The following is a 17,611-nucleotide window of genomic DNA, read 5'->3' on the forward strand; positions in this document are numbered from 1 at the left end:
GTGCTGAAATTTAGTTTAAAATCTCATTTATTGGACACCAAATCTTTCAGCACGGTTTATGGTACAGGATCGTATCCTCCATGTGAAAAAGGATTGCAGCGCAAAATTCTCCACACTGCCAGAAGCCCGCCCTTTAATGCACCATATTTTTGAATTGCTTCTAAACCATATTGAGAACATGTGGGAATATAAGGACATTTTGTTCTCTTCATCGGCGATATATATTTCTGATAGAGACGAATCATGTAGATCATGATATTCTTTGGACTAAATCTGCTCATGATAAACTCTCCTGCAAATCTGTTCCAATATTGCCGCTCCTTTACCGAAACAACAATACTGCCCAAATACCGTTTAACGTTGGATTGCTATGTTACAATTCATAGAATACCAGGTATCTTACTGTTTTGGGATCACTCTTCTGTTTTCTTTGATTCTTCCACATGAAGCTCAGCCTCACGGCGGATCTTCATCCGGCCTGCCAGGTGCATAAGCGCACTTTCGATCTCCTGATAGGACTTGTCCTTTGCATTTGGTCTTGCAACTACGACTATGTCCAGTCCCTGACGGAAGGATCTCTCATTCAGGCGGTAGCTCTCTCGTATCAGTCTGGTGACTCTGTGGCGTACCACACTATTCCCTACTTTTTTACTTACGGATATTCCCAGACGATTCTCCATGTGCCTGTCATGGTTCTCAAGCACATACATCACCAGATACCGATTTGCCTGTGATGTTCCTTTTCGGTATACCTTTTGGAATTCGTTATTTTTCTTTAAGGAGTCTGAGTATTCCATCTGATTCTCCTTTATTTATTATTTCTGTATAGAAGAAAAGACCACAGTAACTGCGGTCTTAACGGTCTTAAGCAGATAACTGCTTTCTTCCTTTTAATCTTCTGGCAGCTAATACTTTACGTCCGCCTTTTGTGCTCATACGAGCTCTGAAGCCATGGACTTTCGCTCTAGATCTTTTTTTCGGCTGAAATGTCATTTTCATAGGTAAAGCACCTCCTTTATCTATATGGAATTTAAAATAATTAACCTAATCAGAACATCATTTCAATTATATTCATAAATGCCCTTCCCGTCAAGTAAAAATTCTTGCAAAATCGATTTTTTATTATCCACAAAGTTTTCCACACTGTGCATAACCTGTCATTTTAAAAAGGTTTACGTAACATTATCCACATTTTGTGGATAACTTGTGGATAACCTAGGGATTATCAGCAAAAATATCCACTTTTGACTGTTGATTTTAACGCAAATATCACAAAAATCCACGTTTTTCGAGGGGATTCGACAGTGGATAGAGTTATACACATAATTTTTCATTATTGAAACCAGTAAAACCATGTTATGGTAACCAGAATAGTTATCAACCTTTTTATCCACATTTATCCACACACAAAATGTTGATAACTTTCCAGTTTATTCACAAGATATCCCCCATTTTTTTTCTAGAATTTTTTTATTATCCACTGCATTTTTTTTAAATTGTGGATGTTTTGTGGACAATTCTACACTTTTCCCCAGTTATTTTTCCTATTTTCTTATGAAAAACTACATTTTCCAACCCAGGCATTCCTACTTTTACGGCTATCCATAGTAATGTGCATAATTTTCCAGTTACTGTTCACTGGTAATATTCCGCGAGGTGTTTTTTGTGAACGGAGTAAACAGCAACTAATTTTCCACATAAATTTCCTATATAAATAAGATTTTGTCGTTGCGAAAAGACAGGATTTATTATAATATATATAAGGATATTTATGTCCGTTTATCAAAATACCAGTAAATTGAATCATTTTTTTACTTATATTCTTCAGAGAATCTCCTGTTTATAGCTGATATTTTGATAAACGGACATGTCGCCGACGGACGGCATTACTTAATTTAAGAAAGAAAACGCTGCTAAACGCAGCCAAAATAGCATCCATCAGATATGTACGGGAGGAAAAAATGAGCACAGTAATAGAAAAATGGGATGAAATCCTGGAAATTGTGAAAAAGGAGCACGATCTTTCCGATGTTCGCTTTGACACCTGGCTGAAACCCCTGAAGGTTTATGATGTCAGTGGAAATGTAGTTACCATCGTCGCTTCCGACCAGGTGCGATTAAGCTACATTAATAAGAATTACAAACTGCCCCTGCAGGTTACCATAAGCGAAGTCACCGGAATGACCGACTGCGAAGTGAAATTTATCCTTCCAGAAGACGTTCCAGCGAAAAAATCCACTTCCGAAGCTGCACCTGATCAGAACAGCCGTTTTAAGGACAGATGCGAAGAAGCAAATCTGAACCCGAAATATACATTCAATACTTTTATTGTGGGCAGCAACAACAAACTTGCTCAGGCAGCAGCCCTGGCAGTAGCGGAATCTCCGGGAAATACCTACAATCCGCTTTTTATCTACGGTGGCGCCGGACTTGGAAAGACTCACCTTATGCATTCCATCGCCCACTTTATTATTGAAAATGATGATAACAGTAAGGTTCTCTATGTTACCAGTGAGGAATTTACCAATGAGCTAATCGAAACCATCCGTAACGGAAACAACACCGCCATGAGCAAATTCCGTGAGAAGTACCGTAACATTGATGTCCTTCTGATCGATGATATTCAGTTTATTATAGGAAAGGAATCCACACAGGAGGAATTTTTCCACACCTTTAACAGCCTTTACAGCGCTAACAAACAGATTATCATTTCTTCCGATAAACCGCCGAAGGATATGGAGATTCTGGATGAGCGTTTCCGTTCAAGATTCGAATGGGGACTGATCGTGGATATCACCCTACCAGATTACGAGACCCGAATGGCCATTCTTCATAAGAAAGAAGACATGGACGGCTATAATGTAAGCGAAGATGTTATCAAATATATTGCCAATAACATCAAATCCAACATCCGTGAACTGGAAGGTGCCTTTAATAAGGTAGTTGCTTACGCAAAGCTTGAGAAAAAAGAGGTTACCCTGGAACTTGCAGAGCAGGCCCTGAAGGATATCATCGCACCCAATGAAAACAAACAGATCACTGCCGACTACATTATTTCTATGGTAGCAGAGCACTTTAATGTAAGTACTGCAGATCTTTGCGGAAATAAGAGAAGTTCCAAGATCGTAATGCCAAGACAGGTCGCTATGTATCTTTGCCGTGAAATTCTGGCGATCCCGCTGAAAAATGTAGGCCAGTATCTTGGAAATCGTGACCATACCACAGTTATGCACGGCGTAGAAAAGATTGAAAAGGAGCTCCAGACCAACGAACAGCTGCAGAGCACCATCGATACCTTAAAGAAAAAAATTAATCCACAAACTTAACACATTTTTTCCACATTTCATGTGTATAAGATGTTGACATTATGTGTATTAATGTGAATAACTTTCGTTGCAAAAATCACTAATGTGGTTTTACACAGATTATTCACACCCTAAACCCATGCTTTTACACGAAGTTATCCATATCCGAAACCCTTTTATTCACTGGGCGGAAGTGAGTTTTTCACATATTCACATCCCCTACGGCGGATACTGCGGATATCTTCTTAAATATATTTACTGAAAAACCCATTTTCTCCAGAAAGGAAGTTATACACATTATGAAAATCATTTGCTCCAAAAATAACTTGTTGAAGAGCGTCAGTATTTCCTTAAAAGCTGTACCATCCAAAACAACAATGCCAATTCTGGAATGTATTCTGATCGATGCAACAACCAACCAGATCAAATTTACTACCAATGACATGGAACTTGGAATCGAAACCATTGTTGATGGTACTATAGAAGAAAAAGGAAGGGTTGCCCTAAATGCAAAGATCTTCTATGAAATTATCCGAAGACTTCCAGACAACGATGTTACCATTAAAACTGACGAAAAATTTGCTGCAACCATTACCTGTGAGAAAGCGAAATTCAATATTCCTGGTAAATCAGGAGAAGATTTCGCATATCTCCCTATGATTGAGCGAGATGAGCCATTAACTATCTCTCAATACACATTAAAGAATATGATTTATCAGACAATATTCTCAATTGCAGTCAATGATAACAACAAATTAATGACTGGTGAACTGTTTGAAATTAAGAATAATTGTCTGAAAATTGTTTCCCTGGATGGACACCGTATTGCAATCCGCAAAATGCCTCTGAAAAAAGACTATTCTGACCGCAAGGTTGTAGTTCCAGGAAAGACTCTCAATGAGATCAGTAAGATTTTATCTGGAGAAATGGATGATGTAGTCAGCATTTTCTTTACCAATAATCATATTTTATTTGAATTTGACCAGACTATGGTAGTTTCCCGTCTGATCGAAGGCGAATATTTCCGTATTGATCAGATGCTTTCCAGCGATTACGAGACCAAGCTTTCCATTAACAAAAAAGAATTCCTGGATTGTATCGACCGTGCCACACTTCTTGTAAGAGAAGGGGATAAGAAACCAATCATTATCCACATTACAGATGACAGTATGGAGCTGAAGATTGATTCTGCAATGGGTTCCATGAATGAGGATATTGACATTGAAAAAGAGGGAAAAGATATCCTGATCGGATTTAATCCAAAGTTCCTGATCGATGCACTGAAGGTTATTGATGATGAAACCATTGACATTTACCTGGTAAACCCGAAAGCACCTTGCTTTATCAGGGATGAAGAGGAAACTTATACCTATCTGATCCTTCCGGTTAACATAAATCAGAACCAGGCTAGATAATTGTTGCTGGCTAAAGTATGAAGCGTAGATGATAATTGGAAGAGTAACGGAAGTGAAGAAGGATGGCAGATCGGGGTTTGGAAGTATGAACAGTAGTTATAATCTGCCAGAAGAGTGGAGGCAAAAAATTGGAAATCAGAATCAGAGATGAATTTATCAAGCTGGGACAGGCGCTGAAGCTTGCCGATCTTGTTTCAGATGGCGTTGAAGCAAAATATGTGATAAGCGACGGACTTGTAAAAGTAAATGGAGAGGTGGACACCAGAAGAGGCCGCAAGGTTTATGGCGGTGACGTTATTTCCTATAATGGCCAGGATGTGAAGGTTCTGTCAGGAAACGAATAAAATGGCCTATATTGAATCCATAAAATTAAGCAATTTCAGAAATTATGAATCGCTGGAGCTTTCTTTTGACAAGGGAACCAATATTTTCTACGGGGATAATGCCCAGGGAAAGACAAATATCCTGGAATCTGTCTATCTGTGTGGAACCAGTAAGTCCCACAAGGGCAGCAAGGACCGGGAGATCATCCGGTTTGATCAGGAGGAATCCCATATCCGCATGATGGTTGGAAAAGATTCCATGTCGTACAAGATCGACATGCACCTTCGGAAAAATAAAGCCAAGGGCGTGGCTATCAACGGGCTTCCCATAAAGAAGGCAAGAGAGCTTCTCGGAGTTGTGAATCTGGTTTTCTTTTCCCCCGAGGACCTGAATATTATCAAAAATGGTCCGGGAGAGCGGCGAAGATTCATGGACGCGGAGCTTTGTCAGCTGGATAAACTGTATCTCACAGATCTTGCCGGATATAACCACGTTCTGAACCAGAGAAATAAGCTGCTGAAGGATATGTATAAGCAGCCGGAGTTGGAGGCAACTCTTGATGTGTGGGACATGCAGCTGGTAAATTATGGCCGCAAGATTATTGACAAAAGAAGAGAATTTGTGGAATCTCTGAATGAGATCATTAAGGAAATCCACAGAAATCTCACCGGCGGTATCGAGAATATTGAAGTGATTTATGAACCAAGCGTGGAGAGCCGGGCTTTGGAAGAGAGCCTTTTCCACAACCGTGACCGTGATCTTAGGATGAAAATGACTTCGTCCGGACCTCACAGGGATGACCTGATGGTGGCGGTAAACGGAATTGACATCCGAAAATATGGTTCCCAGGGACAGCAGAGGACAGCAGCTCTTTCCCTGAAGCTTTCAGAGATTTATCTGGTGGAGAAGATCATTCATGACAAACCGGTCCTGCTTCTTGATGATGTACTTTCCGAGCTGGACAGCAGCCGTCAGAATTATCTTCTGGAGAGTATTCATGATATCCAGACCATGATCACCTGTACAGGTTTGGACGATTTTGTCAGTCATCAGTTCAAGATCAATAAAGTGTTTCACGTTGTGGCTGGACAGGTTTACTTGCCAGCGTAAAATCATGTGAATGCATGATTTCTGTGCACGGCGAAGCGAGTTGCTGGTCACGGAGTGAACAGTAACTCGAGGGTTGCGCTGTTGATAAATAAACTTGCGAAGTATTATACGATATGCTAAACTGGCATTAACTATGGAAAGTTGGTGAAAAATTTGGACAAAGAGGAATTTCGGGTTAAACTTGAAGAGATTAATCATTTAGTAGAACAGAAAGACTATAAAGGAGCCATGAATGTGGTAGACAGCATTGACTGGCGCCGTGTAAAAAATGTTCGTACCCTTTGTGTAGTTGGTGAGATCTATGCTGCCAATAAACGCTATGAGGACAGTAAGGAAATTTTCCTTCTTGCTTATCACAGAGCCTCCATTGGTAAGAACATTCTTTATCGTCTGGTAGAGGTTTCCCTGAAATTGGGCGAAATTTCTGAGGCTGTAGAATTTTATCAGGAGTACAGGGAAGTTGCACCAAATGACAACACCCAGTACATTCTGAAATATAAGATCCTGAAAGCCAAGAAAACTTCTCTTGCAGAGCAGATTAAGGTTCTGGAGGAGTACAAAGAGAAAGAATTTACTGAGAAATGGTCCTATGAGCTTGCCAAACTGTATTATCAGGATGGGGACAAGGAGAAATGTCTGGAGCTTTGCAATGAGATCATTCTTTGGTTTAACGAGGGCAGCTACGTAATGAAGGCCATGGACCTGAAGCAGCGTATGGGTGTCCTGACTGGTGAGGAAAAAGAGCGGTATGAAGAGCAGTTTGTACCGAAGCTTCTGAAACCGGAAGATGCAGATAAAGTGCAGAAAGAAGAGAAGACTCAGGAAACTCATAATGATGAGAGCATTGAGAGTATTCAGATCAAGAGTGAGGACCTGGACGGAGTAGAGAGTCTTCAGGACAAGATTTCCAAAGGACTTCGTGATATTTTTGGAAACCGTAAGATGGATGAGACAGAGGAAAGCATTGTTTCTTCAGAGGAGAACAAGGAAGTTCAGGAGGAGATGCTTCGTGATCCGGCTTTTGAGAAGGAATATGAGAGTGTTCCAGAGCTTGAGCCTGAGACTGGCAAGGTGAAGGAGCAAGCTGTGGATGCTGTTAAAGAATCTGCAGATCCTGAGAACGAAGTGAAAGAGGAAACGGCAGCTTTTGAAGAAGTGCAGGAAGAAACTGAAAACGCTGTCAAGGCAGAGGTCCCTTCCGCAGAAACTCTGAAAATGCCTACACTGAATATTCCGGATTCCATGAAGAATATGACTGCAGAAGAGGTGGAGGTACCGAAGGCGCCTGCACAGAATAATCTTTTCAGCGATGCAACGGAGGAGAAGGAAGAAGTAGAAGAAATCCCGGCATTTGATTTCTCAAACTTTAATCTGGAGGATACCATTCTGGCAGCAGCAACTGCCCAGGGAATTGAAATTCCAGATGAAAAGCCTGATGAGAAGAAGGTAGAGGAAGAGAATAAAGAGATTGTCGAGGCTGCAAAAGAATTTTCCATGGAACCTCAGAAACCTGTTGAAGAAGAGAAGGATGAGGAAATTCCGGAAGAAGTAATCCAGCCGGAGGATGAAGAAGTGGAAGAGGAACCGGAAGAGAAGAAGCCGGTTGTAGAGCTTGAGGAAGAAGAGTTCCTTTCCGAAGAAGATCTTCAGGCTGCTGAGGATGAATTTTTAAATGGACCTGCAGGCCGTAAGGAGGAACCTTCCGACGATTCTATGTCTGAAGATGAATTTATTGCCAAACTTCTTAAGGAGAGCATTGGTGAGGATGAAGATGTTCCATCCGTGGTCGATGAGGAGGAAGCTGGATCTGAGAAAGATGCAGAGAATCCTGAAGAGGAAGCTTCTGATGAAGAATTAGGTGACGAAGACTTTGATTTTGACCAGGATGAGGAAGAAGAGTCTGACAAGCCGCTTTCCGAGGAGGAAGAGCTTGAGCAGTTTATCGATTCCATCCAGCCGAAGGATAAGAGAAATCCTGTTGATATTGTTCCGAGAGAAAAAGCGCTCACAGATGACGAGAAGAAGCTGTTTACATATTTTGTAAAGGTTCCGGGAATGAAAGAGCAGTTGATCAGTGCACTTTGCGATGTGCAGATGGCAGCAGCAGATAAAACATCCAAGACCGGAAACGTGATCGTCATGGGTGGAAAAGAAACTGGTAAGACCAGACTGATTGCAAGCCTCATTCCGGCAATTTGTAAAGAACTGAATCTGCCGGCTTCCAAGGTTGCTTATGTATTTGCAGATCAGCTGAACGAGATGGATATTGCCAAAGTGGTAAATAAACTTCGCGGTGGTTTCCTGGTAATCGAGGGTGCAAACCAGCTTACACAGGAGACGGTTGATATTCTGGATAAAGCTATGGAGTTCCGCACAGACGGACTGACAGTTATTATTGAGGATGAGAAAATCGGAATGCGCAAGCTGATCGCAAGATTCCCGAAATTTGCCAGAAAGTTTACCTCTATGATCAATATTCCGGTATTTACCAATGATGAGCTTGTAAACTTTGCAAGAGTTTACACAAAAGAAAACGGTTATAAGATCGACCAGATGGGAATGCTTGCATTGTACAATCTGATCGGTGTGAACCAGAAGGAAGACCAGCCGATGAACATTGGGGCTGTTAAGGAAATGCTTGACGCAGCAATGGCGAAATCCCAGGGCGGACTTCTGAAATTTAACAAGAAAAAGAGAGTAGACCGTGATGGATTTACGGTTCTCTATGAGAAAGATTTTGCGAAGTAAAGAGAGAGAGGAAATTAATATGACCAGACCTTATTTAGGAAACCCGAAATATACCATTGAAGTTCTTCAAAAGTATAATTTTGCTTTCCAGAAAAGGTTTGGTCAGAATTTTCTGATCGATACCCATGTTCTGGAGAAAATCATAGAGGCTTCCCAGATCACCAGGGACGATTTTGTTCTGGAGATCGGACCTGGTATTGGAACTATGACCCAGTATCTGGCTGAGGCTGCAAGAGAAGTGGTGGCTGTTGAGATTGACAAGACTCTGATTCCCATTCTGGAAAATGATACATTGAAGGATTGGGATAATGTAACTGTGATTAACGAGGATATCCTGAAAGTGGATATTGCAGCGCTGGCCCAGGAGAAAAATGGCGGTAAGCCAATCAAGGTGGTTGCCAATCTGCCCTATTACATTACCACACCGATCATTATGGGACTTTTTGAAAATCATGTACCCATTTCTTCCATCACTATCATGGTACAGAAGGAAGTTGCCGACAGAATGCAGGTTGGACCAGGAACCAAGGATTATGGGGCATTGTCACTGGCTGTTCAGTATTATGCCAGACCGCAGATTATTGCAAATGTTCCGCCAAACTGTTTTATGCCAAGGCCGAAGGTTGGAAGTGCAGTTATCCAGCTGGTGAGATACGAGGAGCCGCCGGTGCAGGTGGATAATGAGAAGCTGATGTTCCGTCTGATTCGGGCATCCTTTAACCAGCGCCGAAAAACTCTTGTAAATGGACTTAAGAATTCACAGGAGCTTGATTTTTCAAAAGAGGAAATCGAGAAAGCTATGGCAGAGACTGGAATTCCGGTGAATGTGAGAGGTGAAGCGCTGACATTGAAGGAGTTCGCGGATCTGGCGAATGCGTTTAATAAATTAAGATAGAAGGAAAGAACGGGACGTAAGCCCCGTTCCTGATATCATACAAATAAAAATCACCCGGTGGCTAGACGGGTGATTTTTATTTTGTCTCAAATATATTTTTTAAAAGGAAGGAGAGTCAATCACGTTTCCGTGATCGACATATGAAAAAGAAATTTTATAAAAATAATGTTGGCTGTTATTATTTTTATGATGCTAGTATATCGGGAAAGTTTGAAAGAATCGTGTTTATCTTATGAAAAATTAGTGAACGAAATTAAAAAGATTTGTAACCGAGAGCAAAATAAGACTGGTTTTGGGAATTAATCATAAAAAGATTATAAAGTTTTTAGATACATTTTACAAATAAAGGAGAAAGGTGTAGTATAATGAGTTGGAATCTGAAGATGGATTTATTTCCCGAGACGGTTAAATTTAGAAAAAAATTGCTGGATATGAGGAAATAAGATCTTAAATATGACCAGGTTTCAGTAGTTTGTGAACAGAATGTTAATCAGGAGGTAATGATCATGATAAAAATGAAAAAATCAGCAGCACTTATTCTTGCAGGAGTTCTTGCATGTTCCATGCCAATGCCGGTTATGGCATCCAGTGATACAGAAGTTGTAGAAAGTCTTCTGGACAGCGGAATTGATTTCCTTGCTTCCGATCCTGAAAAAGCAGTAGATATCATTATGTATGCAAAGGATCTGGTAGACCAGCAGAATATTACAGATGATCAGGTAAGAAGTGCCGTTACTCAGGCAGCAGACCATTTCGGTGTATCTCTTTCTGATTCTGACGTAGATTCCCTTGTTTCAGTAGTACGCAAGGTTCTGGATGCGAAGATTGATGAGGATGCCCTTAGAAGTGATGTAAACTCTGTTTACAATAAGCTCCAGGATATGGGTGTTACCAAGGACGATGCCAAGGGACTTGTTGCGAAACTGCTGGATTTTGTAAAAGGATTATTCGAATAAGAATAAGAAAATGTGCAAAATGTATAACTTTACCAAGCTAAAGTAAAAATGCAAATGTGGTAATTTTATAAAAAAAGAGGAAAAAGAAAGAATAAATTGTGCAAATAAGACAAAAGTTCATTATTCGTTTGTGATTTGTTCATACTTTATTCACAAGTGTCTGATACTATATAATCAGTTCGAAAGAACATACACAGAAGACGTTGTAATGACACCATTACACATAAAATTTTTTCATAATAATCGCCCCGGCAGCTACTGTCGGGGCACTCCTCGTTTTATGGGGATTTTTTATGTAATATTCTGTTACATAAAAGTATTTCTGGATAGGATCCAGAAGCGGCGGAACTGTTTTTATGAAAATTTCTAAGGTCAGTGGGAATTGTGCTGAAAGAAAGAAATGGTTTTATTTTTTACAATTACATAAATACGCAATTTCTATTAATATAAAAGAAATAAGTTCTAGTAAAAAATGATTATATTAATGATTTAAATGAAATAAATAATGCTTAAAATAAAAACTCCTTCTAAATAGAAGGAGTTTTTATTTTGTCCAAAAGACAAGTTAAAGTCAGTAATTACAACGAAATTTGGAAAATACGGAGAAAAAATAGAACTTTGAAAATCATGTTTTGTTTCCATGAAAATGGATTATTTCATTTTTACATATGTTAATTTAAGTAAAATATGTGATATATATGTCACATTTTTTACAACAGAACAAATACAACATAATTAAACGGGAGTTTAATTGAAACAGAATAAAAATGCAAATAAAACATACGGGTGTTTTAGTGAAGAAAAAACTAAAACATAAAAATTACATCAAAATGAAAAGGAGATAACGAAATGCAAAACAAGAAAACAACAAAAATTTACGAAGAAAGAAATTTAAGCGGCGAGCTGGAAAAGAAAATTAAATACGCGCGCAGCGGCGTGCTCACAGATCAAAAAGTCATTGGCAAAATGATGCGTTATATTGCAGACCTGTCATTTGCTGACTTCATGTTCTTTAAACGGGAAGCCTTTGAAGATGTGATGACACAGATGGGCTTTTCAAAATGCGAGAATGGCTATCCAGACATTTCTGTGGGGCAGGTCTGTGACTTCGTGTCAGAACAGTTTCACCAGGCGCCTACTGCCAGGAAAACAACACAACTGGTTGACATTATGCGCGTCCCCTATGACCTTGTGGACTTGAGAATAGAAGGGCGCCCTTTGCGGGTGCATCCAAAGGAGGCCACAACATGGGATTCCCTGGAGGAAAAAGAACTGTATTCTGAGCTGGAAGCCGAAGGCCCCATTGCGCTGGAGCAGCGTCTGCAAAGAGTTTACAACTTAACGTACTACAAGAAAACAAAATATGAATTCCATGCAATAAATGGAATTCTGCCCTGCAAATATGGAAACTATTGGCAAAGCCTGGTTTACGGTACCTCATTGTGGGATATCGATGAGGTTCTGCAGAAGCTTACAGGAAAAAAGATTACCTGTATCCGCAAGCTTTGCGATGATTTCGCCAATCTGGATGAAGTCAACCTGGATTTCAGCATCCTGGAATTCTGCGACTACTTTCTCTGTGACATGAACTGCCAGGATAAGGTATGGTTGTTTGTGGAACCTTTCGCAGAAATCTACCGTACAACAAAAGCGCAAAAGGTGGCCAGTGCCTGAATGAAATTAAAAGCCAGAAAGGTGGCGGGAGTCCGAATGAAATCAAAATCGAAAAAGATCAGCGGGAGCTGTACTGAAAGAAAGGAGTGGTAAGACAACCAACAGAAAGTAAAACTAACAGAAATGAAATGTCGGCGGGAGTCCGAATGAGAACAAAAAATAACATCAAAATTAAATTCAGAAAGGAAATAAAAATTATGAACTACATACCAGGAATTATCAAAGAAACCAGCAACGGCTATTTCAGCCTGTCTCTGATGGACGAGCTGATGAGCAACAGAGAAATTTACTGCCTTGGCGAAATTAACCAGGAAAGTGCAGGAGCATTGATCCTACAGCTGAAATATCTGGAACGCCAGGACAGCGAAAAGGAAATCACAATGTACATAAGCAGCCCAGGCGGTGAAGTCGCCAGCGGTCTGGCAATCTACGATATCATGCATTCCATTAAGTGTCCAATTCGAACTGTGTGCATGGGAACAGCAGCCAGCTTTGGAGCTGTTCTCTTTGCAGCAGGACAACGAAGGGAAATGCTGCCTCACTCCAGACTGATGATCCACGATCCGCTGATCGCTGGAAATGGAATCACAGGCAGCGCTACCTCATTAGCAGAACGAGTGGGTGATCTGATGAAGAACAGGAAGATCCTTGGAACTCTGCTTGCCCAAAATACAGGAAAAACCATTGACCAGATTTATTCGAAGACAGCAAAGGATACCTGGTTTACAGCTGAGGAAGCTGTGGACTTTGGACTGGCAGATTCCATCATCCAACTGGAGCAAGGGAAAGAAAAAGACCTTTTAACAGAACAAGAAAATCTTTCACAAGAAACAGAATTAGAACTGCCATTTGAATAGCTCAGATGGCAGGAAAGGAGGTGCATAAAAACAACAAAACGAACAACAAAATCAAAAGTGTTAAATGTTACGGGTGTCTTAATGTAAATAAAAATTTAAAAAATTACTTAGTAAAGGAGATTAAATTAAATGATCAGTAAAGTTTTTATGGAGAACAAAGAAAACAACAGAATTCTGGCACAGGGCAAGTACATCAACAACAATACCTGGGAGACAGGCCTTAACAATAATGACCTGATCATAGGTGTCAGTGGTGCCGGAAAGACAAGAAGCTATGTCATTCCCAACATCCTGGAAAGCAACGACAGCATGATCGTTGTGGATACCAAGAACCAGCTTTGCAAAATGCTTGGTCCGGAGCTGAAAAAGAAGGGATACGATGTCGTAAACCTGAATTTTGACAATATGCAGGATTCACCAGTGGGATATAATCCAATGCTGCACATCGAGAAAGAGAAGGTGATAAGGAACGGCAAAAAGGTGGAACGCTACCGAGGGCAGGACATTGAGATGCTTGCCAAAAGCCTCTGTCCCGTAGAATGCGGGAAAGATCCCTTCTGGGATCATGCAGCTGCTATGCAGGCAAGCTCCCTGATTTCCTACGTTCTGGAAGCACTTCCAGAACGGGAACACCATCTTGGAAAAGTGGCAAAGCTTCAGCAGCTTCTTGGAACCGAAACTCTTGACCTGCTGATGCAGGAGTGGGAAATGATCCATCCGGAGAGCTTTGCAGTGAAAAAGTGGCATCTTTTTAAGGACACAAAAGCTGCAGATAAAACCAATGCCAGCTCTGCATTCATACTGGGAGAAAAGCTGAGTTCTTTCTACAGTCCGGAATGCGAACAGTTTTTTACCAACAAAAGACAGGTAAGTTTCTGGGAGATGGGTTATCGGAAAATCGCATTGTTTATCAATGTCAGTGACAGTAACCGGTCATGTGACAGGTTGCTGAATCTGCTGTACGTACAGGCTTTGCATGAGCTTTGCCAGCTGGCTGATTATGAGGAAGACGGCAGGCTTGAGGTTCCAGTGAGATTTATCATGGATGATTTTGCATCAAATGCGGTAATACCAGATTTTGACAAAATCATTTCCGTGATCAGATCCAGGGAAATCTACGTAAGCCTGATCTTACAGAGCATCACACAGCTGGACTCCATGTATGGCGAAAAGTGTGCAAAAACCATTATCAACAACTGTGACAGCTGCCTCTATCTTGGCGGTCAGGATGTAGATACTGCAAGGTACATGAGCATTAAGGCTAATAAAACTGCAGACAGCATTCTGAATATGCCAGTTGGTGATGCCTGGCTTTTTGTCCGCGGACAGAAACCACAGCAGGTTACGAAATTCAATGTAGAACAGTATGATCTGTTCAATCCGGCAAAAGCAGAGCGGAAGGAGAAAAGACCAAAAGGCTTCTTCTTTGAAGAGCTCCCTCTGGAAGGTCTGGATGAGCCGAGAAAGGAGAAGGAATAAAGAAATGAACAAAAGTGGAATTAGAAAAAGGTGCCTCCTGCAAAGAACTGCAGGAGGTGTTTTTTATTTCATGCAATCTAAAATTTATTTGCAACTAAAAGGCTGTGTGATATAATCCATTTTAAGAAGTTGAAATTTTAAGAGATTGATATTTCGAAAGGAGTCATAGGCCATGGCAGAGACAATGAAAGATTACGAAGCTGAACTGGAAGCTTCTTTTAAGAAAATTGAAGAAGGCGATATTCTCACAGGAACAGTTGTGAGTGTAGATGATAAAGAGATTATTGTTGATTTAAAATATTATGCAGAAGGAATCATCCCGGTAGAAGATTACAGCAGAGAACCGGGCTTTAACGTAAAGGAAGAGGTACATCCAGGAGACGAGGTTTCCGCAACCGTAGTAAAAAAAGACGACGGAAACGGCAACATCCTTTTATCCAGGGTAGAGGCAACTGACGTTCTCGCCTGGGATAAATTAAAAGAGCTGAAAGCTTCCGGCGAAATACTTGAGGTAGTGGTAAAAGGCGTGGTAAACGGCGGCGCAGTTGCTTATGCAGAAGGTGTGCGCGGTTTTATCCCGGCATCTAAGCTGGCCCTGAGCTACGTGGAGGACACCAACGAATATCTGAATAAGTGTATCCAGGTTCAGGTAATTGATGTCAATAAAGAGGACAAGAAGCTGATCCTTTCTGCAAAGGAAATCTTAAGAGAAAAAGCAGAAGCGGAAAGAAAGAATAAAATTTCCAATATTCAGCCAGGCTTTGTAACAGAGGGAACTGTAGAGAGCCTTCAGCCATACGGCGCATTCGTTGATCTTGGAAACGGCGTATCCGGACTGGTACATATTTCCCAGATCTGCGAGAAGAGAATCCGCAAACCATCTGAGGTTCTTTCTGTTGGAGATAAAGTAAAGGTAAAAGTAACCGCAGTAAAAGACGGAAAGCTGAGTCTGAGCATTAAGGAAGCAACTGATATGATGGCAAAAGAAGTGGAAGAAGAGAAAATTGAAATTCCACAGTCCGGTGAAGAGGCAACCACATCCCTGGGATCTTTATTTGCAAATATTAAACTGAATTAACGTCGACAGAAAAAATAAATCCGAAGTAAAAACTGATTGCCCGCAGCTTGAAGGCGGGTAGCTGTTATCTTGATTTCAGAAAGAAGAATGTGAATGAAGAATCAAAAAGTATTTGTAATGGGACATAAAAATCCAGATACGGATTCCATCTGTTCCGCAATTGCTTATGCAGATATTAAAAACAGAACCACCCAGACCAAGCGATATATTCCAAGACGCGCCGGTCAGATCAACGAAGAAACCCAGTACGTTCTGAACCGTTTCGGCGTACAGCCGCCAGCCTATCTTGGAAATATCGGAACGCAGGTAAAAGATATGGACATTCGCCCGAAGCCGGACGCAGACCGTACCATGTCCCTGAAAAATGCCTGGGATATGATGCAGAACAAGGGCATTGTTACCCTGCCAATCTGCAACAGCGAAGATGAGCTGGAAGGAATTGTAACCATCGGTGACATTGCGGATATTTACATGGACACCAAAGACAGCTACCTTCTTGCAAACGCCAGGACCCAGTACAACAAGATCAAAGATACCCTTGACGGTGAGGTCGTGGAAGGAAATGGCCACGGCTATTTTACCAAGGGAAAAATCCTGATCGGAACTGCGGATCCGGAGATGATGAAGAACTATATCGAAGAAAATGATATGGTCATTCTGGGAAACAGAGAGGAAGACCAGTTAAAGGCAATCGAGCTGAATGTAAGCTGCATTATTGTAGGCATGAACATTCAGGTAAGTGAGCGTGTGATTCAGAAAGCCCACGAGAGACAGATCATTATCATTACCTCTCCGTACGATACTTACACAATTGCCCGCATGATCAACCAGAGTATTCCAGTAAATTATGTCATGAAAAAAGACAATCTGGTAACCTTCAGCACTGAGGATTTCACAGATGATATCCAGGACGTTATGATCAAACACCGTCACCGCGCTTTCCCTGTTATCAACAAGAGGGGAAAATGTGTGGGAACAATTTCCAGACGAAATTTTCTGGATATGCACAAGAAACAGGTAATTCTGGTAGACCATAATGAGAAGGATCAGGCAGTTGATAATATTGAGAAGGCGGAGATACTGGAGATTATCGACCATCATAAGCTTGGTTCTCTGGAGACCATGAAGCCTATTAATTTCCGAAATGAGCCGGTGGGATGTACGGCAACCATTCTTTACCGGATTTATGATGAGCAGAGACTGGAGATCCCGCCTAAGATCGCAGGACTTCTTTGCGCTGCCATTATTTCAGACACCTTAATGTTCCGTTCACCTACCTGCACACAGCAGGATAAGATTGCCGCAAGCGCGCTGGCCCTGATTGCAGACATTAAGATCGAAGATTTTGCAAGGGAAATGTTCAAGGCAGGAAGCAACCTGAAGGATAAAGCGCCTGAGGAAATTTTCTATCAGGATTACAAGAAATTTATTGCAGAGGGAAATGTGGCTTTTGGCGTTGGACAGATCAGTTCTATGGACGAGGAAGAGCTTCAGGAGATCAAAGCCCGCCTGAAACCGTTTATGGTAAGCGAGTGTGGCCGTCACGGAATTTCCCGTGTTTACTTTATGTTAACCAATATTATGGATGAGTCTTCTGATGTGATCTATTACGGAGAAGGCAGTGAGGAAATGGGAAAACTTGCATTCCAGCAGGATCCGGAGGATGAATGCTTCCACCTGAAGGGTGTGGTTTCACGTAAGAAACAGATGATCCCAGCCATGATGGAAGCTGCACAGATTATGGCAAATGACTTCAATTAAGGAGTAGAA

At 41.2% G+C, this 17,611-nt stretch carries 15 protein-coding genes; 12 read left to right on the forward strand and 3 right to left on the reverse strand.

The window, feature by feature from the left end:
- Window positions 1–56: 56 nt before the first annotated feature.
- The 3 genes from yidD to rpmH form a co-directional block, all read right to left on the reverse strand.
- Window positions 57–281, reverse strand: coding sequence for a membrane protein insertion efficiency factor YidD (yidD, locus tag LIQ05_RS12460; protein WP_226821017.1), 225 nt, complete (start codon window positions 279–281; stop codon window positions 57–59).
- 132 nt (window positions 282–413) lie between these two features.
- Entirely contained in the window at window positions 414–797 is a 384-nt protein-coding gene (rnpA, locus tag LIQ05_RS12465; protein ID WP_226821019.1) for a ribonuclease P protein component, read from the reverse strand.
- 67 nt (window positions 798–864) lie between these two features.
- Entirely contained in the window at window positions 865–999 is a 135-nt protein-coding gene (gene rpmH, locus LIQ05_RS12470; protein ID WP_005423866.1) for a 50S ribosomal protein L34, read from the reverse strand.
- 962 nt (window positions 1,000–1,961) lie between these two features.
- On the opposite strand from rpmH, the gene dnaA reads away from it, so the two are divergent.
- The 12 genes from dnaA (at window position 1,962) to LIQ05_RS12530 (ending at window position 17,602) form a co-directional block, all read left to right on the forward strand.
- Complete coding sequence (gene dnaA / locus LIQ05_RS12475) at window positions 1,962–3,326, forward strand: chromosomal replication initiator protein DnaA (RefSeq protein WP_226821024.1); 1,365 nt, start codon at window positions 1,962–1,964, stop codon at window positions 3,324–3,326.
- A gap of 278 nt (window positions 3,327–3,604) precedes the next feature.
- Window positions 3,605–4,720 carry a DNA polymerase III subunit beta gene (dnaN, locus tag LIQ05_RS12480; protein ID WP_226821026.1) on the forward strand — a complete coding sequence of 372 codons (1,116 nt, stop codon included), beginning with the start codon at window positions 3,605–3,607 and terminating at the stop codon, window positions 4,718–4,720.
- A gap of 128 nt (window positions 4,721–4,848) precedes the next feature.
- Window positions 4,849–5,064, forward strand: coding sequence for an RNA-binding S4 domain-containing protein (locus LIQ05_RS12485; protein ID WP_226821028.1), 216 nt, complete (start codon window positions 4,849–4,851; stop codon window positions 5,062–5,064).
- 1 nt (window position 5,065) lies between these two features.
- Window positions 5,066–6,154, forward strand: a complete 1,089-nt coding sequence (recF, locus tag LIQ05_RS12490) for a DNA replication/repair protein RecF (protein WP_226821030.1) — start codon at window positions 5,066–5,068, stop codon at window positions 6,152–6,154.
- 144 nt (window positions 6,155–6,298) lie between these two features.
- A complete protein-coding gene (locus LIQ05_RS12495) occupies window positions 6,299–8,902 on the forward strand; it encodes a tetratricopeptide repeat protein (RefSeq protein ID WP_226821032.1) in 2,604 nt (867 codons plus the stop codon).
- A gap of 19 nt (window positions 8,903–8,921) precedes the next feature.
- Window positions 8,922–9,797 (forward strand): 16S rRNA (adenine(1518)-N(6)/adenine(1519)-N(6))-dimethyltransferase RsmA, encoded by an 876-nt coding sequence (rsmA, locus tag LIQ05_RS12500; protein WP_226821034.1) that lies wholly within the window; start codon window positions 8,922–8,924, stop codon window positions 9,795–9,797.
- A gap of 506 nt (window positions 9,798–10,303) precedes the next feature.
- Window positions 10,304–10,753, forward strand: coding sequence for a DUF1002 domain-containing protein (locus LIQ05_RS12505; RefSeq protein WP_226821036.1), 450 nt, complete (start codon window positions 10,304–10,306; stop codon window positions 10,751–10,753).
- 849 nt (window positions 10,754–11,602) lie between these two features.
- Window positions 11,603–12,427 (forward strand): hypothetical protein, encoded by an 825-nt coding sequence (locus LIQ05_RS12510; protein ID WP_226821038.1) that lies wholly within the window; start codon window positions 11,603–11,605, stop codon window positions 12,425–12,427.
- A 197-nt stretch (window positions 12,428–12,624) separates the two neighbouring features.
- A complete protein-coding gene (locus LIQ05_RS12515) occupies window positions 12,625–13,284 on the forward strand; it encodes a ClpP family protease (RefSeq protein WP_226821040.1) in 660 nt (219 codons plus the stop codon).
- 129 nt (window positions 13,285–13,413) lie between these two features.
- Window positions 13,414–14,763, forward strand: a complete 1,350-nt coding sequence (locus LIQ05_RS12520) for a VirD4-like conjugal transfer protein, CD1115 family (RefSeq protein WP_226821042.1) — start codon at window positions 13,414–13,416, stop codon at window positions 14,761–14,763.
- A 172-nt stretch (window positions 14,764–14,935) separates the two neighbouring features.
- Window positions 14,936–15,841, forward strand: a complete 906-nt coding sequence (locus LIQ05_RS12525) for a S1 RNA-binding domain-containing protein (protein ID WP_226821044.1) — start codon at window positions 14,936–14,938, stop codon at window positions 15,839–15,841.
- Window positions 15,842–15,934: 93 nt separating this feature from the next.
- Window positions 15,935–17,602, forward strand: coding sequence for a putative manganese-dependent inorganic diphosphatase (locus LIQ05_RS12530; RefSeq protein ID WP_226821046.1), 1,668 nt, complete (start codon window positions 15,935–15,937; stop codon window positions 17,600–17,602).
- Window positions 17,603–17,611 lie beyond the last annotated feature (9 nt).

The organism is Blautia glucerasea (assembly GCF_020537505.1).
Classification (GTDB): Bacteria; Bacillota; Clostridia; order Lachnospirales; family Lachnospiraceae; genus Blautia_A.

Bases quoted from the DNA above. Each gene is read 5' to 3' on its own strand.
- rsmA (WP_226821034.1), top strand. From the start codon at position 8,922: ATGACCAGACCTTATTTAGGAAACCCGAAATATACCATTGAAGTTCTT.
- dnaN (WP_226821026.1), top strand. From the start codon at position 3,605: ATGAAAATCATTTGCTCCAAAAATAACTTGTTGAAGAGCGTCAGTATT.
- LIQ05_RS12530 (WP_226821046.1), top strand. From the start codon at position 15,935: ATGAAGAATCAAAAAGTATTTGTAATGGGACATAAAAATCCAGATACG.
- dnaA (WP_226821024.1), top strand. From the start codon at position 1,962: ATGAGCACAGTAATAGAAAAATGGGATGAAATCCTGGAAATTGTGAAA.
- LIQ05_RS12505 (WP_226821036.1), top strand. From the start codon at position 10,304: ATGATAAAAATGAAAAAATCAGCAGCACTTATTCTTGCAGGAGTTCTT.
- rpmH (WP_005423866.1), bottom strand. From the start codon at position 999: ATGAAAATGACATTTCAGCCGAAAAAAAGATCTAGAGCGAAAGTCCAT.
- LIQ05_RS12520 (WP_226821042.1), top strand. From the start codon at position 13,414: ATGATCAGTAAAGTTTTTATGGAGAACAAAGAAAACAACAGAATTCTG.
- LIQ05_RS12510 (WP_226821038.1), top strand. From the start codon at position 11,603: ATGCAAAACAAGAAAACAACAAAAATTTACGAAGAAAGAAATTTAAGC.
- rnpA (WP_226821019.1), bottom strand. From the start codon at position 797: ATGGAATACTCAGACTCCTTAAAGAAAAATAACGAATTCCAAAAGGTA.
- recF (WP_226821030.1), top strand. From the start codon at position 5,066: ATGGCCTATATTGAATCCATAAAATTAAGCAATTTCAGAAATTATGAA.
- LIQ05_RS12525 (WP_226821044.1), top strand. From the start codon at position 14,936: ATGGCAGAGACAATGAAAGATTACGAAGCTGAACTGGAAGCTTCTTTT.
- yidD (WP_226821017.1), bottom strand. From the start codon at position 281: ATGAGCAGATTTAGTCCAAAGAATATCATGATCTACATGATTCGTCTC.
- LIQ05_RS12515 (WP_226821040.1), top strand. From the start codon at position 12,625: ATGAACTACATACCAGGAATTATCAAAGAAACCAGCAACGGCTATTTC.